A 22,260-nucleotide genomic window follows, 5' to 3' on the forward strand; every position below is an offset into this window, starting at 1 on the left:
TCACCGTCGCAACCGGGGTGGGACCAGTGTTGCGGATGGTCCGGACGGGGCCTGAGCGGCTAGCCTGATGGTCATGGCAGGTAAGTCCCGCAGCACCACGACCTCTCGGGCGCGGGCGGGATCGAGCCGGGGGCAGACGCCGCCGCCGCGATCTCGCTCGACGACTCCGCGAGCGTCGGCGGCGCCACGCGGGCGTACCGCCCCCGCGCGCAGGCCGGTCAAACGCGCGTCGAACACCGCGCCGCTGGCGGTGATCGGGCGCGGCGTCGGCAGCGGCTGGACCATGCTGGCGCGCGGCGTCGGCGCCACGACCCGCACGCTGAGCCGCGCCGGGGAGATCGAGCACGGACACCGGCGCGACGGCATCGGTCTGGCGCTCATCGCGGTGAGCGCGGTCATCGCCGCCGCCATGTGGCTCTCGGCGGGCGGACCCGTCGGCCGTTTCCTCGAAGACGTCGTGCGCGCCGTCGCGGGTACCGCGGGCGGACTGGCTCCGCTGTTGTTCATCGCCCTCGCCGTGGTGCTCATGCGCACCGAGCCGCATCCGGAGATCCGGCCCCGGCTGGTGCTGGGCGGCCTGCTCGTCGTGCTGCCCGCGCTCGGCATCTGGCATCTGGCTGCCGGGTCGCCCGCCGACGCGCACGGGCGTTCGCGGGCGGCGGGCCTCCTCGGCTACGCCGTCGGCGGTCCGCTCGGGCAGGGGCTCACGCCCTGGCTGGCGCTACCGATTCTGTTGCTGGCCATGGTGTTCGGTGTCCTGCTGCTCACCGGGACCACGGTGCGCGAGGTGCCAACGGCGCTGCGGGAGTACTTCGGCCTCGGCGAGCACGACGGCGACGACGATCCGTACGACCCGGCCAACTACGACGACGACGGTTTCCCGCTGCACCGCAACCGGACCCGTCGCCGTGGCCGTACCCCCGACGACAACTACCCGCCCGACGAGTTCGGCGGCTCCGACGCGCTCACCGAATCGCTGGGCGAACCCCCGCTGCGCGAAGCCAAGCAGTTGCGCCTCGACGAGGAACCGCCCGCGCCCGAGCCCGCCCCGAAGCCGGCGCGCAAGCGCCCGCCCGCCAAGGTCGTCGACCAGACCCCGCCCGCCCCGCCGGAGCCGGAGTTCGTCACCGACCGGGTCGTCGACGGCGACTACACCCTGCCGCCGCTGACCCTGCTGCTCGACGGTGAACCGCCCAAGAAGCGTTCGGCCGCCAACGAATCGATGATCGAGGCGATCACCGAGGTGCTGGTGCAGTTCAAGATCGACGCCGCGGTCACCGGTTTCGTGCGCGGCCCGACGGTCACCCGCTACGAGGTGGAGCTGGGCCCCGGCGTCAAGGTCGAGAAGATCACCGCGCTGGCCCGCAACCTCGCCTACGCGGTCGCGACCGAGAACGTGCGCCTGCTCGCGCCGATTCCCGGCAAGTCCGCGGTCGGCATCGAGGTGCCCAACTCCGACCGCGAACTGGTGCGCCTGGCCGACGTGCTCAAGTCGCCGCACACCCGCAACGACCATCACCCGCTGGTGATCGGGCTCGGCAAGAACATCGAGGGCGAGTTCGTCTCGGCGAACCTGGCCAAGATGCCCCACCTGCTGGTGGCCGGTTCCACCGGTTCCGGTAAGTCGAGTTTCGTGAACTCGATGCTGATCTCGCTGCTGCACCGGGCCACCCCGGAAGAGGTCAGGATGATCCTGATCGACCCGAAGATGGTGGAACTCACGCCGTACGAGGGCATTCCGCACCTGATCACGCCCATCATCACCCAGCCGAAGAAGGCCGCCGCCGCGCTGGCCTGGCTGGTCGAGGAGATGGAACAGCGCTATCAGGACATGCAGGCCAACAAGGTCCGCCACATCGACGACTTCAACAAGAAGGTGAAGTCGGGCCAGATCACCGCGCCGCTGGGCAGCGAGCGGGTCTACCGCCCGTATCCGTACATCCTGGCGATCGTCGACGAGCTCGCCGACCTCATGATGACCGCCCCGCGCGACGTCGAGGACGCGATCGTGCGGATCACCCAGAAGGCCCGCGCCGCGGGCATCCACCTGGTGCTGGCGACCCAGCGCCCGTCGGTGGACGTCGTGACCGGCCTGATCAAGACCAACGTGCCCTCGCGGCTGGCCTTCGCGACCTCGTCGCTGACCGACTCGCGCGTCATCCTGGATCAGCCGGGCGCGGAGAAGCTGATCGGCATGGGCGACGGCCTGTTCCTGCCGATGGGCGCGGGCAAGCCGACCCGTCTGCAGGGCGCGTTCATCTCCGACGAGGAGATCCACGCGGTCGTCGAGTTCAGCAAGACCCAGGCCGAGCCCGAGTACCAGGAGGGCGTCACGGCCGCCAAGGCCGGCGAGGTCAAGGACGTCGACCCCGACATCGGCGACGACATGGATGTGCTGTTGCAGGCCGTGGAGCTGGTGGTCACCTCGCAATTCGGCTCCACCTCGATGCTGCAGCGCAAGCTGCGCGTCGGCTTCGCCAAGGCGGGCCGGTTGATGGACCTGATGGAGACGCGCGGCGTCGTCGGCCCCAGCGAGGGTTCCAAGGCGCGCGACGTGCTGATCAAGCCCGACGAGCTGGACGGATTGCTGTGGTCGATCCGGGGTGGCGACCCCGGCGGCGCCGAGGACGAGTAGGTCGAACGCACGCCGGTCGGCGCGCGATACTGGTTTGCTCTGACCGTGCCGGGAGTAGACGGCGACGAACGAGGAGGGACCGTGGCTCACCGCGGAGTCGAACCGCGCGGGACGGGCCTCGACAGCCCGTCGGCACCTGCGTGAGCCGGGAGTGTGGACGGTTCCCTCGGCGAGAGTCGAACTCGCACTTGCCGGTACCTGAGACCGGTGCCTCTGCCAGTTGGGCTACGAGGGAATGGGTGATCGCCCCGGACCGCACAGGGCGGGCAGGGGTACGCGGGCGCTCGGCCCGAGGTGGGGGAGGGGTGCCTAGCGGCCTAGGGCCGGACGATGCCGGTCAGCAGTCGCCGCGGGCGCTCGAAAAGCGCTGCGGCCGCACGGCACCCAGGGGTAGCCGGTGCATCTCGACACGGCGTTCGTACTTCGCGGTGGATCCGTTCACGGCTAGCTCCTCTCGGGGTACCGGTGGGGTGACGATGCGTCGACGGTAGCAGCGCACGACGTTCGGCGAAACGGATTTTTCCGACGCGCCGACCGGCCCGTGCGCAGGTCAGGGTGCCTGTGTGTGAAATCATGACGAGCAAGCGTTCCGCAAAGCCGACTGAAACGGACATTTCGGGCATGATGGACGACATGAACTTCATCGATCGGACCACCACATGCAGGTGACCACGCTCGAGTGGGTGATCACCGGTGTGGTGATCCTCGCCTTGTTCGTCTTCGACTTCTTCGCCCACGTCCGCACACCGCACGAGCCGACCTTCAAGGAATCGGGCTTCTGGTCGGCCGTCTACATCGGCCTGGCACTGCTGTTCGGCCTGTTCGTCGCCTGGAAATGGGGCGGCACCTACGCCGGGGAGTACTACGCGGGCTTCGTCACCGAGAAGGCCCTCTCGGTGGACAACCTGTTCATCTTCCTCATCATCATGAGCACCTTCGCGGTGCCGCGGATCTATCAGCAGAAGGTGCTGCTCATCGGCATCGTGCTGGCGCTGGTGATGCGCGGTGCGTTCATCGCCGTCGGCGCGGCCGCGATCAGCGCGTTCAGCTGGGTGTTCTACCTGTTCGGCGCGTTCCTGATCTACACCGCGGTGAACCTGCTGCGCGAGAGCGGACACGAGGTCGAGCACGAACAGCAACGTGACAGCCGCATCGTGGCGCTGGCCAAGCGGATCCTGCCCACCACCGATCAGTACGACGGCGACAAACTCGTCACCCGGATCGACGGCAAACGTGTGGTGACCCCGCTGCTGCTGGCGCTGCTGGCCATCGGCTTCGCCGATCTGCTCTTCGCCCTGGACTCGATTCCGGCCATCTACGGCCTCACCGAGCAGCCCTATCTGGTGTTCACCGCCAACGCCTTCGCGTTGATGGGCCTGCGCCAGCTGTTCTTCCTCATCGGCGGCCTGCTCGACCGCCTGGTGTACCTGTCCTACGGCCTGGCCGCCATCCTGGCGTTCATCGGCGTCAAACTGGTGCTGCACGCCCTGCACGAGAACACGCTGCCGTTCATCAACGGCGGTGAGCATGTGAGCGTGCCGGAGATCTCCACCGTGTTCTCGCTGAGCGTGATCATCGGCATCCTGGTGATCGCCACGGTGGCGAGCCTGCTCAAGACCCGCCGCACCACCTCCTCCTGACCGCGCACTGCCCCGGAACCGTCGTGGTGTCCGGGGCAGTGCTGTGTCAGCGGGCGCTCACTCGGCGAAGGCGCCCATCACCGGCAGCCATTCGACGACGCGCACGGCCTCGATGAGGTCCAGCTTCGCGAACGGGTCCTCGGTCAGCAGCGTGGTCAGCGACGGCGCGTCCTCGGCCCGGAAGATCAGCAGCGCGCCGGTACCGTCCGGGTACGGGCCGCTGGTGAGCACCGTGCCCGCGTCGACGAGCGCGTTGAGCCACCCGCGATGCTCGGGGCGGTGCGTGGCCCGCTCGGCGGCGGTGGCCTCGGTGTAGGTGTAGTGGACGGCGAAGATCGGCACGGTCGATCACTTTCTCGCGGTGGGCTTGCGGACAGGTCAGAGAGTCAGCAGCATGCGGGTGTTGCCGAGGGTGTTCGGCTTGACGTAGCTCAGGTCGAGGAACTCCGCGACGCCGGTGTCGTAGGACCGGCACATCTCCGCGTACACCTCGGCGGTGACGGGCGTGCCGTCGATCTCGACGAAACCGTGCCTGCCGAAGAAGTCCACCTCGAAGGTCAGCACGAACAGCCGCTGCAGCTGCAATTCGCGCGCGACCGCGACCAGTCGATCGACGACGGCGCCGCCGACGCCGCGGCCCTTCACCACCGGATCGACGGCGACCGTGCGCACCTCGCCCAGATCGGCCCACAGCACGTGCAGCGCGCCGCAGCCGACGACGCGGCCCTCGAGTTCGGCCACCCAGAACTCCTGGACGGACTCGTACAGGGTGACCAGGTTCTTCTCCAGCAGGATGCGACCCGCGTACTCGTCGACCAGACGCTTGATCTCGGGGACGTCCGAGGTTCGGGCTCGTCGCACGACGACGTCGGTGTTCCCGGCGGCGGAAGCGGAGCGCGACCACGCAGGGCCCTCGGAGACACCGCGATCGGACACCGCGGAAACAGGCGCCACAGAGGGCGCGGCGGGATGCGCGTCGCTGGTCGAACCACCCAGTGGTCCCCGTGAGGTCATGGGGTGCACAGTAGTCGGCCGGGTTACCGATAGTCTGAACATGTGCCGCACATCCTGTCGTTCCGCTCACCGCATCGCGCCGGGCTCGACGACCGGATCGGACGGCATTGCCCGCGCGAGCAAACCGCGCGCGAAACGGGTGGATTTCGGCGCAGTGCCGGTGAGTGCCGAGAGGGCGGGGCATGAGAGGTCAGCGCGCGGAGGAGGCAGCCTGCGTAACCACGGAGAGCGCCCGAGCAGGCCGGATGGACGCAGCATGAGCGTGCGACCCGAGGAGATCGACCGTGGGTGGGAGAGGCCCGCGCCACCGCGCACGGCGCCCGACCGTGCCGAGGCGCAGGTCCCGGTGCTCAATATCGCGAACGTGCTGACCATCGCGCGGATCGTGCTGGTCCCGCTGTTCGTGCTGGCGCTGTTCGCCGAAGGCGGGCACGACACCCGCTGGCGGATCATCGCCGCGGCGGTGTTCGGGCTGGCGGCGATCACCGATCGCTTCGACGGGCAACTGGCCCGCAAATACGGTTTGGTGACCGATTTCGGCAAGCTGGCCGACCCCATCGCGGACAAGGCGCTGATCGGTTCGGCGCTGATCGGGCTCTCGGTCCTGGGTGATCTGCCCTGGTGGATCACCGCGGTCATCGTGGGACGCGAACTCGGCATCACCGTGCTGCGGCTGATCGTGGTCCGGCGCGGGGTGATCCCGGCGGGTCGCGGCGGCAAGCTCAAGACCCTGGTGCAGTCGATCGCCATCGCGCTGCTGCTGTTGCCGCTGTCGGGCGCCTTCGCCACCGCGGGCATGGTGCTGATGTACGCGGCCGTCGCGCTGACGGTGATCACCGGCCTGGACTACGTCGGCCAGGCGGCCCGCCTGTGGCTGGCGGGAGGACGCGCGCGCGGCGAGTCCCGCTCGTGACCGATCCGCTCGTCGACGGGGCGCCGGTCGCCGAACTGGTCCGGGCGCTGGCCGCGGCCGGTCAGACCGTCGCCACCGCCGAATCGCTGACCGCGGGCCTGCTGGCCGCCACCGTGGCCGGGGTGCCGGGCGCCAGCGCGGTGCTGCGGGGTGGCCTGATCGTGTACGCCACCGACCTGAAAAGCCGCCTGGCCTGCGTCGACGACGACATCCTCCGGGTCGACGGCCCGGTCGCCGCCTCGACCGCCGAGCAGCTCGCGGTGGGGGCCAGACAGCGCTGTGGCGCCGACTGGGGTGTGGGTCTGACCGGCGTCGCCGGACCCGATTCCCAGGACGGGCACCCGGTCGGGACGGTATACCTCGGATTGGCCGGTCCACGGCACAGTGAAGTGGTCCGGTTGAAACTCGACGGCGACCGGTGGACGATCAGGATCGGTGCGGTGCACAGCGCGGTGCGGGAGTTGCTGCGCTGTGTGACGACGAACTAGCCGCGTCCGGGAACCACCGGCCGATGCTCGACGTTGTGCCAGAAAGAGGTGAGCACCGCTGCGGCGGTGACACGAGGTGGAGGAGAACGAGATGACGCTGCTGCGGGAGGCAATCGGGGACAGTCTGCGGCGTGCGCGTCTCGCCCAGCATCGAACGCTGCGCGAGGTGTCGACCTCGGCGCGTGTGAGCCTCGGCTATCTGTCGGAAGTGGAGCGCGGCCGCAAGGAAGCCTCCAGTGAACTGCTCGCCGCCATCTGCGAGGCACTGGACGTGCCGCTGTCGCGGGTGCTGTGGGACGTGAGCACCATCATGGCCGGCGCGGATGGCTCCGCGCCGCGCGAGCCCGCGCTGACCGGCCCCGCCGCCGAGCGCGAGGCCGCCCCGGCCGAACCCGCCCCCGCCGAACCCGCCGCCGCGCCGGAGGCCGGCGCCGCGGCGAGCATGTCGGCCGAACAGGGCGCCCGGATCGGCATCGCCGAGGACACCCGGATCGTCATCCCGGCGCCCAGGGCCGAGATGCTGGTACTGGTGAAGGGAATGTGACGCGGCGAACCACGTGCTCGACGGGCGAGACGCTGCGCACTGTTGGTGAGAACGGATAGATTCTCATCAGGCGTCGATCGGGCCGGTCGCACCGGCCCGGGTGCCGCATGGTGAAGGATAAGCACATATCTGGTGCGTGACGGTCGCGCACCACCAGTCGCACGAGCGACGCACAGATGGAGGCGGGATCAATCGATGGCTAATCCGTTCGTGAAGGCCTGGAAGTACATGATGGCCCTCTTCGACTCCAAGATCGAGGAGCATGCGGATCCGAAGGTCCAGATTCAGCAGGCTATCGAGGAGGCGCAGCGTCAGCACCAGGCGCTGTCGCAGCAGGCAGCGTCGGTGATCGGCAACCAGCGTCAGCTGGAGATGAAGCTGAACCGCCAGCTCGACGAGGTCGAGAAGCTCAACGCCAACGCCCGTCAGGCCGTCACCCTGGCCGATCAGGCGGCCGCTGCGGGCGACACCGAGAAGGCGATCCAGTACACCAACGCCGCCGAGGCGTTCGCCGCCCAGCTGGTCACCGCCGAGCAGTCGGTGGAAGACCTCAAGGTGCTGCACGACCAGTCCCTGCAGGCCGCCGCACAGGCCAAGAAGGCGGTCGAGCAGAACGCGATGATGTTGCAGCAGAAGGTGGCCGAGCGCACCAAGCTGCTCAGCCAGCTCGAGCAGGCCAAGATGCAGGAGCAGGTCTCGGCCTCGCTGCAGCAGATGGACTCCACTCTGTCGGCACCCGGCTCCACCCCCAGCCTCGACGCCGTGCGCGACAAGATCGAGCGTCGCTACGCCAACGCGCTCGGTGCCGCCGAGCTGGCGCAGAACACGGTGCAGGGCCGCATGATGGAGGTCCAGCAGGCCAGCATCCAGATGGCGGGCCACAGCAAGCTCGAGCAGATCCGGGCCTCGATGCGCGGTGACGCGCTGCCCACCGGCAACAACGCCGCGGCGATCGATCCGGCGCAGCAGCAGCCCGCGCAGGCGCCGCAGATCAACAAGGGCCAGGCGGCCCAGCAGTAGGTCGGCGCGCGGGTTCGCGGCCCTGGGGTCGCCGGTAGGCATCGACCGGCGACCCGGTCGGCGTTTTCGGTCGCCGCTTCCCGGGTCGCGGGCGCGTGATGGTGGGAACTTGTCGTCGTCTGCTGCGACACTGGTCCGTGGCGACGAAAGGATGAGGGATGAGCGGGAGAACACGGCGCGAGCGAGCCGAGATCATCGATCCGGCGCAGCTGGTGCGAACCACCGCGACCGGCGGTGTGCCCGCGACCCTGCGCGAGGTCGGTGAGCAGGCGATGGTGGCCGTGCGTCGCTGGGCCGATCCGCGCGAACGGGAGTTGCGTCGACGCCGGCGTGCTCGCCGGCGCAGTTTCCAGCTCGGCACCGCCTCGGGCATCACCACCGTCGGCGCGGTCGGCCTGGCCGTGGTGTCGGCGCCGGCCTGGGCGGTCGTCGTGATCGGCGGTGGCGCGGTCGCTTTCGTGACCGGGACCGCCTTGAGCGCGCGCCGGTATCTGCAGTTGCGCGGTCAGCCGTTGCCGCAGGCGGCCTTCGTCGCCCGCAAGACCCCGGGGCTGCGCTCGGTGGCCCGCGGTCCGATCCAGCGGTTGATCCGCGCCGAACGCGCGTTGCACGGACTCGGCACCCAGATCGCCCGCACCCGGCGACTGCCCGAGGACGAACTGCGCGATCTGCTCGAGACGGCCCGCTCCGGCGCGGCCGCGCTGCACGCGCTGGCCACCGACATCGTGGCGATGGAACAGGCCGCCGACACCGTCGGACGAGCCAACCCCGAGACCGTCGCCGCGCTGAAAGTCACCGTCAACGGGGTGCTCGCGCGCCTGGAGACCGGCGTCATGGAGTACGAACAGCTCGTCGCCGCGGCGGCGCGCATTCTGGCCGTCCCCGAGGACACCGTGGTGGCCTACCAGTTCAACGGCATCGTCGCCGATCTGCGCGAGGCCGCCGACCGGCTCGACGGCTGGGCGCAGGCGCTCACCGACCTGGCCGACCGTCCCGTCCCCGGTCCGCGCTAGTTCGAACGCGGACAACGCCTTCCGGCCCCGACGCCTTCCGGCCCCGACGCCTTCCGGCCCCGACGCCTTCCGGCCCCGACGCCTTCCGGCCTCGGGTCAGGCGATGGTCTGGCGCAGGGCGTCGAGTTCGGCCGAGCGCGGATTCTCCACCGTCGACGACGCGGGGGCGTCGAAGATCCGCACCCGCTTGCGCTCGCTGTCGAACGCCGCCCACCCCGGGTCGCCGTCGGTCGCGAACTTCACCCAGGCCGCGTGGATTTCGTCGGCCAGTGCCTGCGGCGGGTGCGGGCCGGTCAGCGAGTGCGCCCCGGCGAGCGCGTCGAAGACGAACGGTACCTCGAGCACGTGGCAGGCACCCAGGCCGGGAAGATCGGTGGGCCAGGCGAATTCGTAGACATGGGTGGGTGCGCCCACGGCGTTGGCCTCGGCGAAGTCGACCGTGCCCGCTCGGAAGCACCAGTCGGTCAGGATCGCGTTGAAGATCTCGGCTGGGGTGGCATCGGGGCGCTGCGCCGAATACGTCTGCGCCACCGCGGGATCGATCCCGTAGCGGGTGAGCACGAACGGCAGGGTGCCGGCGGTGACGGCGGCGGTGATGCCGGTCGGGACGGTGAAGAACCGGAACTCGTCGGCGGTGGTGCCGGCGATGAGCGGCACCGCACGGTCAGGGTCGGCGGCCAGCACCGCCGTCGGCGCGCCGGGGAGAATGTCGTCGTCGATCACCGGGAACAGGCTCATGATGCCCATGCCCTGCTCGATCACCGAGGCGCCCCAGCGCTGCGGGTCGGGGTCGGTCATCACCGCGAGGGCGACCGCGTTCTGCGCGGTGCGCAATGCGTCGTGACCGAGCTCGCCGAAATCGGCGGCGGTCGGGGTGATCCCGAGTTCCGCGGCCAGCGCGGCGGCCACCGTGCGCGCGTCCTGCGCGTCGGCGGCGACCGCGCCGTTGCCGCTCTGCATGATCGCCCGGCGGAACAGTCCGCTCGACTGCGGCGCGGCGATCAGCGCAGCCACGCTCATCCCGCCCGCCGACTCACCGAAGACGGTCACATTGTCCGGATCGCCACCGAAGGCGGCGATGTTGTCGCGCACCCAGCGCAGCGCGAAGAGCTGGTCGTGCAGACCGCGATTGAGCGGGGCGCCGTCCAGCGCGGCGAACCCGGAGATCCCGAGCCGGTAGTTGATCGACACCAGCACCACGCCGTCGCGCGCGAAGGCCGTGCCGTCGTAGATGGCGCGCGCGTTCGATCCGCGCACGAACGCGCCGCCGTGGATCCATACCAGGACCGGCAGCCCGCTCGCGCCCGGATCCGGCGTCCAGACGTTCGCGTTGAGGTACTCGTCGCCGGGAATGCCGTCGCTGCCGATCAGCGCGTGGATCGGCGCCGGATACGGCGACTGGACGCAGGTCGCGCCCATCTGCGTCGCCTCGCGCACGTCGTCCCAGGCGGGCGCGGGTTCGGGCAGCTGGAAGCGTTTCGCGCCGACCGGGGCCGCCGCGTAGGGCACCCCGAGAAAACGGGTGACACCCGATTCGGTCCGGCCGCGCACCGCGCCGCCGGCGATCCTGACGATGGGTTCCATGGATTTCTCCTCGCTGACGCCCCGATTATGGGCGCGTGCCCCGGTCGGCGTCAGTCGTTCGGCCTGCAGCGGCTAGGGGACCAGCGGCCCAGCCAGTATTCGGCGGCCCGCCGAGCTGTCGCCGGTCCAGGTCAGTGCGGGATCGGAGGCAGGTCGGCGCGCCCACAGCGCGAGCAGCAGATCCGACGCGGTGCCCGCGAGCTCGGCAACCGGTTCACCCGGACCGTAGGTCCAGCTGCCGTCGGTGTCGGTGGCGCGCAGTCGCAGGGCGACCTCCGGCGCGGTGGCCAGGCCGCGGTGGATCATCCGCGGCGCGAAGAGCTCGAAGACCTCGTCGATGCCGTCGACCGCGAGCTCAGGGTCGAACGGCGCGGCCGTGCCGAGCGCGGCGTGGCCGTCCCACAGGTGCATGAGCGTCTCGTGTGTGCGTCGGCGGCGCCAGAACCCCACCGTGCGGGGCATGGTGCGGGTGAAAGTCCACGCCTCTCGGTCCGGATCGGCCGACAGCGCGGTGACCAGGGCGTCCGCGGTGGCTTCGTACCAATCACGCAGTGCCGCGATGTCCTTCGGCGCGGGATCGCCCTCGTCGTCGCCGCGCAGTTCGGTCACCGCGGTGACGACCCACATGTTCCCGCGGCCGACATGGTCGACGAGGTCGTAGAGCGTCCAGCTGCCGCAGGAAGGGACCGGAGTGGCGAGGTCGGCGTCCGCGGTGACGAATTCTCCGAAGGAGGTGAGCCCCGCGCGCAGCACAGCCAGGTAGTCCATACCGCCCACGGTAGTCGCCGCGCGGGCGGGCGATGCGCTGATCCGGCCTCGGGGTGAACCCTGAGATCGCCCCCGATTTCCATGCTGACCTGGTGATTTATCGGATCGTGGGTGGGAGCATCGAAGGTGTCGGATCGCCGGAGGGCGGTCACGGAACTGGCGAGGAGCACATCATGGTCTGGAAAGTCATCGGCATCGTCGTGGTCGCGTTGATCGCGTTCTGGATCATCGGGGCGCTGATCGAGGCGCTGTTGCCGGTCCTGGTGATCGCCGCGATCGGTACCGGGGTGTACCTGCTGTACAAGGCGGTGTCCGGGTCCGACAAGACCACGCTGACCAAGCCGTGATCGCGGCGTCTGCGCTTAGCATGGCCGGGTGGAACAGATACCCGAGGACTGGCAGCGCGGACTGGTGATCGTCGCGCATCCCGACGACATCGAATACGGTGCGGCCGCCGCGGTCGCGCGGTGGACCGGACAGGGCAAGGACATCCGCTATCTGCTCGTCACCCGCGGCGAGGCGGGCATCGCGGGCATGCCGCCCGCGCAGGCCGGGCCGCTGCGGGAGATCGAGGAGCTCGCGGGCGCGCGGGAGGTGGGTGTGCACACCGTCGAATTCCTCGACCACCCCGACGGGCGGATCGAGGAGGGCCTGGCGCTGCGGCGGGAACTGGCCGCCGCGATCCGCAGGCATCGCCCGGAAATGGTGGTGCTGTTCAACTTCGGTGACACCTGGGCGCCCGGCATGGTCAACAGCGCCGATCATCGGGCGGTGGGCCGCTCGGCGATGGACGCCGTCTCCGACGCGGGCAACGAATGGATCTTCCCCGAGATCGCCGACCTGGCACCGTGGTCGGCGCGCTGGGCCGCCGTGGTCGGTCCGGTCATGACCCACGCGGTGGACGTCGGCGAACAGCTGGACAAGGCGCGGGCCTCGCTCGCGGCGCACCGGCGCTACCTCCAGGTACTCAGCCCGGTGCCGGTCGAGCAGCAGGTGGACGAGATCGTCTCCTACGCAACGGGTCCCAAGGACGGATTCCCCGCCGCGCACGCGGTCGGGTTCGAACTGTTCACCTTCGCGGGCTGATTCGACGCGGCGACGCGCTCGACCGTCGGCCGCCAATCCCACAGCGGCGCCACGGACAAGCCGACGACCTTGCCCGCGTCGTCGGCGCGGCGCAACGCGAGTGCGGCGGCGAAATCCGGGTCGGCGCGGAAGGCCCGCGCCTCCTCCGGGGACATCGGCCCGCCCTGCGCGACGAGGGTGCGCAGGCTCGAGGCGGACAAGCCAGCGGCGTGCGCCGGATCCGTGGCCACCAGAAAGCGTTTCGCGACCACGTGCAACTCCACCAGGCGCGCGACCCGCTCACCGAGCAGCGCCCGCACCGCGTCTGCGCCGTGGTGGCCGTGGCCCGCGTCGTCACCGGGGACCAGGACGTGGCCGATGTCGTGGACCAGGCCCGCGACCTGGAGTTCCGGGTCGTCGGGGTGGTCGCGGCGCAGCAGTTCGGCGCACTGGCGGTCGTGATCGAGGATGTCGACCGGATCGCCGGTGCGGTCGGCGGTGTCCCAGGCGTCCGCGCAGCGGGCGAGCAGCGCGAACAGGGCGTCGACGGTCGTGATCGCGCCGCTGGAGACCGGTGGGCGGATGGTGTCGTGATCGTCTGCCCGGTCGAGGTCGCCCGCGTCCGGGTCGGGGGTGGGGATTTCGGGCCGCACGGCGGGGTCACTCCTCGCGATTCGACGGGCAACCGGCTGCGCCCGGGTCTCGTCGTGACGGTAGCCGACCAGCCGGTAGCAGGCTGGGCACGGCGAACCATGCCGAGCGATATGGCACGCTGGCGACATGCGAGTAGCTGTGGTGGCCGGGCCCGATCCGGGGCATGCGTTTCCCGCGATCGCGTTGTGTCTGCGATTGCTCGCCGCGGGCGACGAGCCGGTGCTGTTCACCGGCCCGCGCTGGCTCGACGCGGCCAGAGCCGCTGGCATCAGTGTGCGCAGGCTCAAGGGTCTCGCGCCGCGCCCCACCGACAACGATGCCGACGCGGGCGCGCGCATCCACGAGCGCGCCGCCCATATCGCGACCGAGAACCTGCCCGAGCTCGGCGCGATGCTGCCGGACCTGGTCGTCTCGGACGTGCTCACGGCGGGCGGCGGGATGGCGGCCGAACGACTCGGCCTGCCGTGGGTCGAACTGTCCCCGCATCCGCTGTATCTGCCTTCGAAAGCGTTGCCGCCGATCGGCAGTGGGCTCGCGCCGGGGGAGGGCGTGCGCGGCCGGGTGCGCGACGGCGTACTGCGCACGATGACCGCCCGCGCGGTCAAGGCGGGCAACCGGCAGCGCTCGGCGGCGCGCGAGAGCATCGGTCTGCCCGCCGAGGATCCCGGCCCCACCGCGCGGCTCGTCGCGACCCTGCCCGCGCTGGAGGTGGACCGGCCGGACTGGCCCGCCGACACCCACGTCGTCGGGCCGCTGCTGTGGGAACCGACCGACGCGCTCCTGCCGGTGCCGCCCGGGGACGCGCCGCTGGTGATGGTGGCGCCGTCCACCGCGCATACGGGGGTGGACGCCATGGCCGACACCGTGCTGGCCGGACTGGCCGGGCTCGGCGTGCGCGCGGCCGTCTCGATGCTCGACACCCCACCTGCGGACCTGCCCGACTGGGCGAGTGCCGGACTGGGACGCCAGGACGTCCTGCTCACCGAGGCCGCGGTGGTCGTCGGCGGGGGCGGCCACGGCCTGCTCGCGAAATCCCTGGCCGCCGGCGTGCCGGTGGTGACCGTGCCCGGCGGCGGGGACCAGTGGGAACTGGCCAATCGTGCGGTGCGCCAGGGGAGTTCGGTGCTGGTGCGCCCGCTGACACCCGAGGCGGTCGGCGCCGCGGTGCGCCAGGTGCTCGACGACCCGGCCTACGCGGCCGCGGCCCGCCGGGCCGCTGCCGGGCAGGCCGAGGTCGAGGATCCGGTGGAGATCTGTCACAAGGCCGCGACGCGCTGACGCCGCCGGATCGGGCGGTGGGGTCCGCCACCGGCGGCTCTGTCGGGTGTCGCCGAGCGCGAGTATCTTGGGCAGCGTGCGGTTGACCGAATTCCAGGAGCTGATGCACACCGAGTTCGGCGTGGCGCGCGCCGACGCCATGCTGGCCGATCACGTGATACCGGCGCTCGGGCGGACCGGTGCCGCCGCGATCGAGGCGGGCGTCGACCCGCGAGACGTGTGGCGCGCCCTCTGCGCCGACTTCGATGTTCCCCGAACCCGATGGTGAGCAGGTCATGGCTGTGACAGCGCAGAACCCGGACACCCGGCCGTATCGGTTCGACGAGCGGCTGCGGATGATCCCGGTCGACCCGGAGACCCTCGCGGCCAGGGTCGCGGTCGCCGATCCCCACGATTTCGGCGGTCTGCGCCGGCTCGGCATCGCGCTGATGCTGCTCGGGCGCCACGACGAGGCTCTCGACCGGCTCGACCAGGCGCTGGAGCTGGCCGATACCGAACGGCGCCGGATCACCGTGTGGATCAACCTCGCCGACGTGTACCGCTACCAGGGCGAGCCCGCGCCCGCCGAGATCCTGTACCGGCGCGCCCTCGATGCCAGCCGCGCGCTCGATCCGGAGCTGGTCTCCTTCGCCGCCCATCACCTGGGTAAGTCGCTGGCCGAGCAGCATCGGCCGCGGGAGGCGCGGGAGCTGCTCAACGAGGCGATGCGGCTGCGGGTGGCCGACGGCGATTCCGAACTCATCGAGTCCACCCGCGCGGCCCTGGACCACCTCGACGAACTGGCCCTGCCGCTGCCGCCCCCGGTCGCCGAGCTGCTCGGGCCGGTGCCCGCGTGGTCGGACGAGCACGAGGGCCGCGGCGGTAACCTCGTGCGCTCGGGCGGGTACTGGATCAAGCGCGGGCCGCGCGCGGTCGCCGAGCATGATCGGCTGAACTGGTTGCGCGACAACGGCATCGCGGTGCCGACGGTGGCCGCCTTCGCCGAGGACATCCTGGTGCTGGCGGATGCCGAAGCCCGCTCGCTCACCGACCTGGCCGGTGATCCGGCCGAGGTCGGCACGGTGATGGGGCAGGCTCTGCGCGCGCTGCACGCGCTGCCGGTGACCGGTTGCCCGTTCGACGGACGCCTCGAGGTGACTCTCACGCAGGCCCGCCGCAACGTCGTCGAAGAGTTCGTCGACACCGCCGATTTCGACGCCGACCACCGCGACCTCACGCCCGCGGCGATCCACGAGCACCTGGTGGCCCAGCGGCCGTCGGAGGAGGATCTCGTCGTCGCGCACGGCGACTTCACCCCGGGCAATGTGCTCGCCGGTGGGGTGCTGATCGATGTCGGCGGGCTGGGGGTGGCCGACCGCTATCGCGATCTCGCCCTCGCCGAACGCGACCTGGCCGAGGACTTCGGCATCGACGCGGTCGCGGCGTTCTTCACCGCCTACGGGCTGACCGGGCCCGACCGCGCCAAGCTCGAGTACTACCGGCTGCTCGACGAATTGTTCTGAGGCGCCCCGGCGCTCAGTTGGTCTTGGCGTAGTGGCGCGCGGCCTTGGTGCGGTTGCCGCAGGTCGCCATGGAATGCCAGCGCCGGGTGCCGTTCTTGGATGTGTCGTAGAAGAACAGGACACAGTCCGGGTGGGCACACTGGCGGATCCGGTGCGGCGCCTCGGCGATCAGGTGCAGCAGGTTGTCGGCGGCGAGCCAGCCCGGCAGCCAGGCCGGATCGGCCACCTCGGGGATATCGCGCGGGCCGTCGGCGGTGAGTTCCCGGCGCAGGCGGCCGCGGTCGAGGACCTGGTTGAGCGCGGTGGGGTCGGCGGTGGTGACCGCCGCGTGGACGGCGTCGCGGGCGGCGTGCAGGGCGGTCAGCGTGTGCTCGTCGGCGGGAACGCGGTCGGCGAGTCCGGTGAGCTCGAGCCACAGCCGCAGCCCGTCGAGATCGGTGAGCAGGTCACCGGGGGTGGCGCCGGCCCATCGCGTATTGAGCAGGTCCAGAGCCGGTGGTTCGCCGGTGTGCGGACGGGGATCGCGCATGCCTGAGGTTACCAACTCATCTCCTAACCACTGTCACGATTTCACGGGTTGACGGTGTCGCCCGGCCACCCTACTGTCTAACCTGTCAACGCTGAATAGATAGTTAACATTCCGGAAGGGGTCCCCCGTGCGACCGCCACTGCCACCCTTCGACCTCGACTCCGCGCGCGCCAAGGTGCTCGCCGCCGAAAACGCCTGGAACACCCGCGATCCCGAGCGGGTCGCCGCGGCCTATACCGAGGACTCGGTGTGGCGCAACCGCGACGAGTTCTTCACCGGCCACGCCGCCATCGTCGACTTCCTGACCCGCAAGTGGGCGACCGAGAACGGCTACGCCTTGCGCAAGGATCTGTGGGCCTTCCACGACAACCACATCGCCGTGCGCTTCCAGTACGAGTGGCACGACGAGTCCGGTCAGTGGTGGCGCAGCTACGGCAACGAGCAGTGGGAGTTCGCGCCGGACGGGCGGATGGCGCGGCGCGAGGCCAGCATCAACGACGTGCGGATCGACGAATCCGAGCGCCGGATCTTCGGGCCGCGCGCCGAGGGCGACGACTCGGTGCTGCCGCAGCGGTAGCCGACGGGCCCGCGGTGCCGTCGATGTGCGACGGGTTTGCGAGTCCTCGCGTGTTGGGCGGGCGCGTCGCTTGACTCGAATGGGTGTTCGACTAATCTGGGCGCCAGAACTTGTCGGTGCCGGCCTCTACTGTGGGCGCCAACCAGAGAGACACTCACCTCGAGAAGGGGACCACATCATGGCACCGCAGGCCTACGATCGCGACAAAGCGCTGGAGCTGGCACTGGCGCAGGTGGAGAAGAGCTTCGGCAAGGGCGCGGTCATGCGCCTGGGCGAGGAGGCCCGCCAGCCCATCTCCGTCATCCCGACCGGCTCCATCGCGCTCGACGTCGCGCTCGGCATCGGCGGGTTGCCGCGTGGTCGCGTCGTCGAGATCTACGGCCCGGAATCCTCGGGTAAGACCACCGTCGCGCTGCACGCGGTGGCCAACGCCCAGGCCGCGGGTGGCGTCGCCGCGTTCATCGACGCCGAGCACGCCCTGGACCCCGACTACGCCCGCAAGCTGGGCGTCGACACCGACGCGCTGCTGGTCTCCCAGCCCGACACCGGTGAGCAGGCGCTCGAGATCGCCGACATGCTGGTGCGTTCCGGCGCCATCGACATCATCGTCATCGACTCCGTCGCCGCCCTGGTGCCGCGCGCCGAGATCGAGGGCGAGATGGGCGACAGCCACGTCGGCCTGCAGGCCCGCCTGATGAGCCAGGCGCTGCGCAAGATGACCGGTGCGCTCAACACCTCGGGCACCACCGCCATCTTCATCAACCAGCTGCGCGAGAAGATCGGCGTCATGTTCGGCTCGCCGGAGACCACCACCGGCGGTAAGGCGCTGAAGTTCTACGCCTCGGTCCGCCTGGATGTGCGCCGCATCGAGACCCTCAAGGACGGCTCCGACGCGGTCGGCAACCGGACCCGCGTGAAGGTCGTCAAGAACAAGGTCAGCCCGCCGTTCAAGCAGGCCGAGTTCGACATCCTCTACGGCCAGGGCATCTCCAAGGAGGGCTCGCTCATCGACATGGGTGTCGAGCACGGCTTCATCCGCAAGTCGGGCTCCTGGTACACCTACGAGGGCGACCAGCTGGGCCAGGGCAAGGAGAACGCCCGCAAGTTCCTGCTGGAGAACACCGACGTGCGCGACGAGATCGAGAAGAAGATCAAGGAGAAGCTGGGCATCGGCGCCGACCTGACCGCCGAGGCCGACGCACCCGCCGACTTCTAGCCGATGGGCTCGCCGATCTCCGGCGGCCGTGCGCCTCGTGGCGGGGTGGATCCGGTCGAGGACATGCGCAGGCAGTTGGCCCGCCTCGGTATCGAGGTGGCGCCGGAAGCGCCGGAGCGGCGAGACCGCCACCGCGACACCGCGGACACCGAACTCGTCCGGCCGGCTCGGGCACACCGGGCCGAACTGGACGCCAGGGGAATTCGGTCGGGTGCGGGCGATCCGCAGCGCGCGCACCCGACCGGATTCGCCGATGATGATCAACCACACGATTCCGCTGCGCGGACTGGGGATGATCATGAAGAGTGGGGGAGCGGGGCGCGTCCCCGTGGCGCCCGGCGCGGACGCAGGTCCGGCCGGCGCGAGAAAGACTCCCTGTCGACCGGCGTCGGTGGTGACGACGGGCGGCAGGTGGATCCGGTGGCGGCCGGATCCCAGCCGGGAGAGCCCGACAGGCGGGCCGGCACACGCCGGCTCGCCCCGGGCGACCGTCCGAAGGCGACGATCGACCAGGCCAAGGACGCCTGCCTCAATCTGCTGGCCGTGCGCGCCCGCAGCCGGGCCGAGCTGGAAAAACGTCTCGGGGAGAAGGGTTTCCGGCTCGAGGTGACCGCGGCCGCGCTCGACCGGCTCGCCGAAGTCGGCCTCGTCGACGACAGTTCCTTCGCCGAACAGTGGGTGCACGAGCGCCACACGTACTCCGGCCGGGGGAAGAGGGCCCTGCAGCGCGAACTGCGTGACAGGGGCGTCGCTCCCGCCGATGCCGAGAACGCGCTGGCGATCGTCACCGACGACGCCGAACGCGCCCGCGCCACCGACCTGGTCCGCCGCAAACTCACCACCCTGTCCCGGGACCTGGACCGCGACAAGGCCGTCCGCCGTCTCGTCGGCATGCTGGCCCGCCGCGGCTACGACCAGTCGACTGCCTTCGCCGTCGTCACCGCGGAACTCGCCGAGGCGGGATTCACCCAGGCGCCCGCGCGGCCACGCGGGGCGAGCAAGCCCGATCCGGACCCGGACGAGCCGTCCCACGATCACCGACGACCCGGACGACCGGGCGATCCGATATCGCACGCCGATCCTGCGATCGAGGCGGACTCGGACAGCCCCGCCGAGGGGCTCCCGCGCCGGAACCGCTCCCGATGGTCACGCGCGGTCAGCACATCGGCCGACAGCGAAGCTCCCGGAGACACCGACACCGACCCCCCGGACCGGAGTACCGACCGGCGCGCGCCGCGCCGCCCGGTCCCCGGTGACGAGCAGGCCGCCGCCGACCTGGTCCGCCGCAAACTCCGCGGCATGCCCACCGACCTCGACCGCGCCAAGGCCACCCGCCGCCTGGTCGACATGCTCGCCCGCCGCGGCTACAGCCCCGCCATCGCCTACGCGGTCGTCAAAGCCGAACTGGCCGAGGCCGATCGCTGAGCCAGGTGACGAGCTTTCCGAGTGCTGCTCGACTTCGGCAGTTGGGCATCGCCGCGAGGATGTCGCCGCTAGGCGGCGTGAGGGCGACGGCGCGAGGATCGTGCTGCCCCCGGGGCATGGGCGCGAGGGTGGCGGTGCGGGGATCGTGCTTGTCCCGGGGAATTGCCGCGGGCCGGCGGTATGTGTGGGGGGTCGTGCCGGCTGTGAGTCCGGTGGCGGGAACGGCTCCGTGTGGGAGGTCCGGCGCGTAAGATGACTTCGCGCCGGTGAAACGTGTTTTCGCGCAGGCGGATTCGAGCGCCGCAGAATGCGGCGGGGGTGTGGTAACCGGGTGTTTCACCTGTGGTCGGGGTGGGCATTCCGGGGGACAGGGCCTGGTGTGGCCGCCGAACTACGGGGAGGTGGACCCTGGACGCGTTGTGGTCGTTCGTGGTGAACCGGCGCGAGCAGCTGCTGGTCGATTCGTATCTGCATGTGTCGGCGGTGGTGCAGTCGCTGGCGCTGGCGACGATCGTCGCGGTGCTGGTCGGGGTGCTCGTGTACCGGAGCCCGCTCGGCTCGGCCGCCGCGACCGCGACCGCGGGAGCGATCCTCACGGTGCCCTCGTTCGCGCTGCTCGGGCTGTTGATCCCCTTCCTCGGGCTCGGCGTCGGGCCGACGATCGTGGCGCTGGTGCTGTACGCGCTGTTGCCTATCCTGCGCAACACCGTGCTCGGGCTGTCGTCGGTGGATCCGGCGGTGATCGACGCCGCGCGCGGCGTCGGGATGAACCGGCTGCGGCTGCTGAGCACCATCGAACTGCCGCTGGCCTGGCCGTCGATCCTCGCCGGAATGCGGGTCAGCACCCAGATGATCATGGGCATTCTGGCCCTGGCCGCCTATGCCAAAGGCCCCGGCCTGGGCAACCTCATCTTCTCCGGGCTCTCGCGCCTGGGCAGCCCGAACGCGGTGCCGCAGGCGCTGACCGGGACCGTGCTCATCGTCGTGCTCGCGCTCGCGCTCGACGGCGTCCTGCTGCTGCTCGGCCGCCTCACCATCTCGAGGGGAATTCGTGACTGACACCGAAACCAGCACCGGCGCCGCCGCATCCGCGGTCTCCGGGGTCGAGATCGTCCTCGACCGGGTCACCAAGCGTTATCCCGACCAGCCGGATCCGGCGGTCGAGGAGGTCAGCATGACCATCCCGGCGGGGGAGATCGTGGTCCTGGTCGGCCCCTCCGGGTGCGGCAAGACCACCACCATGCGGATGATCAACCGGCTGATCGAACCGACCTCCGGCACCGTCACGATCGGCGGCCGCGACGCCGCAGGCATCGACGCCGACGAATTGCGGCGCGGTATCGGCTATTCCATCCAGCAGGCCGGCCTGTTCCCGCACTTGACCGTCGCCAAGAACATCGCCACGGTCCCCGGCCTGCTCGGCTGGGACCGCACACGCACCCGAGCCCGTGTCGACGAGATGCTCGCCCTCGTCGGCCTCGACCCCGCCGTGTATCGCGGTCGCTATCCGCGCCAGCTCTCCGGCGGTCAGCAACAGCGCGTCGGGGTGGCCAGGGCGCTGGCGGCCGATCCGCCGGTGCTGCTGATGGACGAGCCGTTCGGCGCCGTCGACCCGATCACCCGCGCGCTGCTGCAAGACGAATTGCTGCGCCTGCAAGGCGAACTCGGCAAGACCATCGTCTTCGTCACCCACGATTTCGGTGAGGCCGTGAAACTGGGCGACCGGATCGCGGTCCTGGGCGACCGGTCCCGCATCCTCCAGTACGACACCCCGGCGGCGATCCTGGCCGCGCCTGCCGACGAGACGGTCGCCGGTTTCGTCGGCAACACCGCCACCATCGACCGCCTCGGCCTGGCCGTGCTGGCCGATCTCGACCTGGACCAGGGCATCGCCGTCGCCGAGGACACCGCCCCGGCCGACCTCACCGACCGCCTGCACACGGCGCGGCAGGACTGGGGCATCGTCCTGGCCGCCGACCGGACCCCGATCCGCCGGATCGCGGCAGGTGAACTCGCCCACGCGGATTCGCTGCGGGACCTCGGCACCCCGATCCAGACCACGCTGCCCACCGACGCGACCCTGCAGGACGCCCTCGCGATCCTGCTGACCGAACGCACCGCCTCGGCCGTGGTCGTCGACGGCACCGGCGCGTTCGCCGGCGTCGTCACCGTCGACACTCTGATCAGCCACCTGGCCGCCGCCGGGGCCGCCGAAACGGCGCGGGCATGAGCGCGGCGCAGGTCGCGCTCCGGTGCGCTGCTCGGCCGGTCGACAGCACTCGCACTCGACAGGTCGGTGACCGGCCCGGCGGGAGGACCGAACACCGCGGACACCGACGGCTTCCGGTCGGCGACGGGCTTGCCCGACCGTCGGCCGTGCCCGTCGTGCTGCGGA

General features: G+C 70.7%; 22 protein-coding genes, 1 tRNA gene and 2 pseudogenes. 18 read left to right on the plus strand and 7 right to left on the minus strand.

What is annotated here, in order from left to right:
* The first annotated feature begins 73 nt into the window (after positions 1-73).
* Entirely contained in the window at positions 74-2,635 is a 2,562-nt protein-coding gene (locus ACIO52_RS12335) for a DNA translocase FtsK (protein WP_218717790.1), read from the plus strand.
* Positions 2,636-2,796: 161 nt separating this feature from the next.
* On the opposite strand, the gene ACIO52_RS12340 is transcribed toward ACIO52_RS12335, so the two are convergent.
* A tRNA-Leu gene (locus ACIO52_RS12340) sits at positions 2,797-2,870 on the minus strand.
* A 424-nt stretch (positions 2,871-3,294) separates the two neighbouring features.
* Between ACIO52_RS12340 and ACIO52_RS12345 the strand changes: the two genes are divergently transcribed.
* Positions 3,295-4,275, plus strand: a complete 981-nt coding sequence (locus tag ACIO52_RS12345; RefSeq protein WP_218717791.1) for a TerC family protein — start codon at positions 3,295-3,297, stop codon at positions 4,273-4,275.
* A 57-nt stretch (positions 4,276-4,332) separates the two neighbouring features.
* Here ACIO52_RS12345 and ACIO52_RS12350 read toward each other — a convergent pair whose 3' ends face one another.
* Together ACIO52_RS12350 and ACIO52_RS12355 are read right to left on the minus strand one after the other, a co-directional pair.
* Positions 4,333-4,617, minus strand: a complete 285-nt coding sequence (locus tag ACIO52_RS12350; RefSeq protein WP_218717792.1) for a YciI family protein — start codon at positions 4,615-4,617, stop codon at positions 4,333-4,335.
* A 36-nt stretch (positions 4,618-4,653) separates the two neighbouring features.
* Entirely contained in the window at positions 4,654-5,289 is a 636-nt protein-coding gene (locus ACIO52_RS12355; protein WP_255587521.1) for an amino-acid N-acetyltransferase, read from the minus strand.
* A gap of 256 nt (positions 5,290-5,545) precedes the next feature.
* On the opposite strand from ACIO52_RS12355, the gene pgsA reads away from it, so the two are divergent.
* From pgsA to ACIO52_RS12380, 5 genes are all read left to right on the plus strand, one after another.
* Entirely contained in the window at positions 5,546-6,202 is a 657-nt protein-coding gene (pgsA, locus tag ACIO52_RS12360) for a CDP-diacylglycerol--glycerol-3-phosphate 3-phosphatidyltransferase (RefSeq protein ID WP_218717793.1), read from the plus strand.
* The gene (locus ACIO52_RS12365; protein ID WP_218717794.1) at positions 6,199-6,690 is read left to right on the plus strand and encodes a CinA family protein; all 492 of its coding nucleotides are present in this window, start codon (positions 6,199-6,201) and stop codon (positions 6,688-6,690) included. Before pgsA ends, ACIO52_RS12365 begins: the two co-directional genes overlap by 4 nt.
* 91 nt (positions 6,691-6,781) lie before the next feature.
* Positions 6,782-7,234, plus strand: a complete 453-nt coding sequence (locus tag ACIO52_RS12370; RefSeq protein WP_316575506.1) for a helix-turn-helix transcriptional regulator — start codon at positions 6,782-6,784, stop codon at positions 7,232-7,234.
* A 195-nt stretch (positions 7,235-7,429) separates the two neighbouring features.
* Positions 7,430-8,254, plus strand: coding sequence for a PspA/IM30 family protein (locus ACIO52_RS12375; protein WP_218716456.1), 825 nt, complete (start codon positions 7,430-7,432; stop codon positions 8,252-8,254).
* A 158-nt stretch (positions 8,255-8,412) separates the two neighbouring features.
* Positions 8,413-9,267: a hypothetical protein gene (locus ACIO52_RS12380; protein ID WP_255586907.1), complete on the plus strand. Its 855-nt coding sequence runs from the start codon at positions 8,413-8,415 to the stop codon at positions 9,265-9,267.
* Between the two features lie 96 nt (positions 9,268-9,363).
* Here ACIO52_RS12380 and ACIO52_RS12385 read toward each other — a convergent pair whose 3' ends face one another.
* Positions 9,364-10,851 (minus strand): carboxylesterase/lipase family protein, encoded by a 1,488-nt coding sequence (locus ACIO52_RS12385; RefSeq protein WP_402643676.1) that lies wholly within the window; start codon positions 10,849-10,851, stop codon positions 9,364-9,366.
* A 72-nt stretch (positions 10,852-10,923) separates the two neighbouring features.
* On the minus strand, positions 10,924-11,619 hold the full coding sequence (locus ACIO52_RS12390) for a maleylpyruvate isomerase family mycothiol-dependent enzyme (RefSeq protein WP_218716458.1): 696 nt from the start codon (positions 11,617-11,619) through the stop codon (positions 10,924-10,926).
* A 173-nt stretch (positions 11,620-11,792) separates the two neighbouring features.
* On the opposite strand from ACIO52_RS12390, the gene ACIO52_RS12395 reads away from it, so the two are divergent.
* Together ACIO52_RS12395 and ACIO52_RS12400 are read left to right on the plus strand one after the other, a co-directional pair.
* Positions 11,793-11,966 carry a hypothetical protein gene (locus ACIO52_RS12395; RefSeq protein ID WP_218716459.1) on the plus strand — a complete coding sequence of 58 codons (174 nt, stop codon included), beginning with the start codon at positions 11,793-11,795 and terminating at the stop codon, positions 11,964-11,966.
* A 28-nt stretch (positions 11,967-11,994) separates the two neighbouring features.
* Entirely contained in the window at positions 11,995-12,705 is a 711-nt protein-coding gene (locus tag ACIO52_RS12400; protein WP_218716460.1) for a PIG-L deacetylase family protein, read from the plus strand.
* Here ACIO52_RS12400 and ACIO52_RS12405 read toward each other — a convergent pair.
* On the minus strand, positions 12,630-13,337 hold the full coding sequence (locus tag ACIO52_RS12405; RefSeq protein ID WP_402643680.1) for an HD domain-containing protein: 708 nt from the start codon (positions 13,335-13,337) through the stop codon (positions 12,630-12,632). The two genes, ACIO52_RS12400 and ACIO52_RS12405, sit on opposite strands and share 76 nt — an antisense overlap.
* Positions 13,338-13,464: 127 nt before the next feature.
* On the opposite strand from ACIO52_RS12405, the gene ACIO52_RS12410 reads away from it, so the two are divergent.
* From ACIO52_RS12410 to ACIO52_RS12420, 3 genes are all read left to right on the plus strand, one after another.
* Positions 13,465-14,616 carry a glycosyltransferase gene (locus ACIO52_RS12410; RefSeq protein WP_218716462.1) on the plus strand — a complete coding sequence of 384 codons (1,152 nt, stop codon included), beginning with the start codon at positions 13,465-13,467 and terminating at the stop codon, positions 14,614-14,616.
* A 76-nt stretch (positions 14,617-14,692) separates the two neighbouring features.
* Entirely contained in the window at positions 14,693-14,884 is a 192-nt protein-coding gene (locus ACIO52_RS12415; RefSeq protein WP_218716463.1) for a DUF3046 domain-containing protein, read from the plus strand.
* Between the two features lie 7 nt (positions 14,885-14,891).
* On the plus strand, positions 14,892-16,118 hold the full coding sequence (locus ACIO52_RS12420; protein ID WP_402643684.1) for a phosphotransferase: 1,227 nt from the start codon (positions 14,892-14,894) through the stop codon (positions 16,116-16,118).
* A 13-nt stretch (positions 16,119-16,131) separates the two neighbouring features.
* On the opposite strand, the gene ACIO52_RS12425 is transcribed toward ACIO52_RS12420, so the two are convergent.
* A complete protein-coding gene (locus ACIO52_RS12425) occupies positions 16,132-16,647 on the minus strand; it encodes a CGNR zinc finger domain-containing protein (protein WP_218716465.1) in 516 nt (171 codons plus the stop codon).
* Positions 16,648-16,774: 127 nt separating this feature from the next.
* On the opposite strand from ACIO52_RS12425, the gene ACIO52_RS12430 reads away from it, so the two are divergent.
* The 6 genes and pseudogenes from ACIO52_RS12430 to ACIO52_RS12455 all read left to right on the plus strand — a co-directional run bounded on the left by ACIO52_RS12430 (position 16,775) and on the right by ACIO52_RS12455 (position 22,095).
* On the plus strand, positions 16,775-17,224 hold the full coding sequence (locus tag ACIO52_RS12430; protein ID WP_218716466.1) for a nuclear transport factor 2 family protein: 450 nt from the start codon (positions 16,775-16,777) through the stop codon (positions 17,222-17,224).
* 178 nt (positions 17,225-17,402) lie between these two features.
* Entirely contained in the window at positions 17,403-18,440 is a 1,038-nt protein-coding gene (gene recA / locus ACIO52_RS12435; protein WP_189024126.1) for a recombinase RecA, read from the plus strand.
* A gap of 420 nt (positions 18,441-18,860) precedes the next feature.
* Positions 18,861-19,403, plus strand: a pseudogene (locus ACIO52_RS12440) (regulatory protein RecX); the annotation flags it as partial.
* Between the two features lie 303 nt (positions 19,404-19,706).
* Positions 19,707-19,865: pseudogene (locus tag ACIO52_RS12445) on the plus strand (recombination regulator RecX); the annotation flags it as partial.
* Positions 19,866-20,273: 408 nt separating this feature from the next.
* A complete protein-coding gene (locus ACIO52_RS12450) occupies positions 20,274-20,924 on the plus strand; it encodes an ABC transporter permease (RefSeq protein ID WP_218716477.1) in 651 nt (216 codons plus the stop codon).
* Complete coding sequence (locus ACIO52_RS12455) at positions 20,917-22,095, plus strand: ATP-binding cassette domain-containing protein (protein ID WP_218716467.1); 1,179 nt, start codon at positions 20,917-20,919, stop codon at positions 22,093-22,095. Before ACIO52_RS12450 ends, ACIO52_RS12455 begins: the two co-directional genes overlap by 8 nt.
* Positions 22,096-22,260: the final 165 nt, after the last annotated feature.

The sequence above is a fragment of the Nocardia sp. NPDC087230 genome (assembly GCF_044744725.1).
GTDB classification, from domain to species: Bacteria; Actinomycetota; Actinomycetes; order Mycobacteriales; family Mycobacteriaceae; genus Nocardia; species Nocardia canadensis.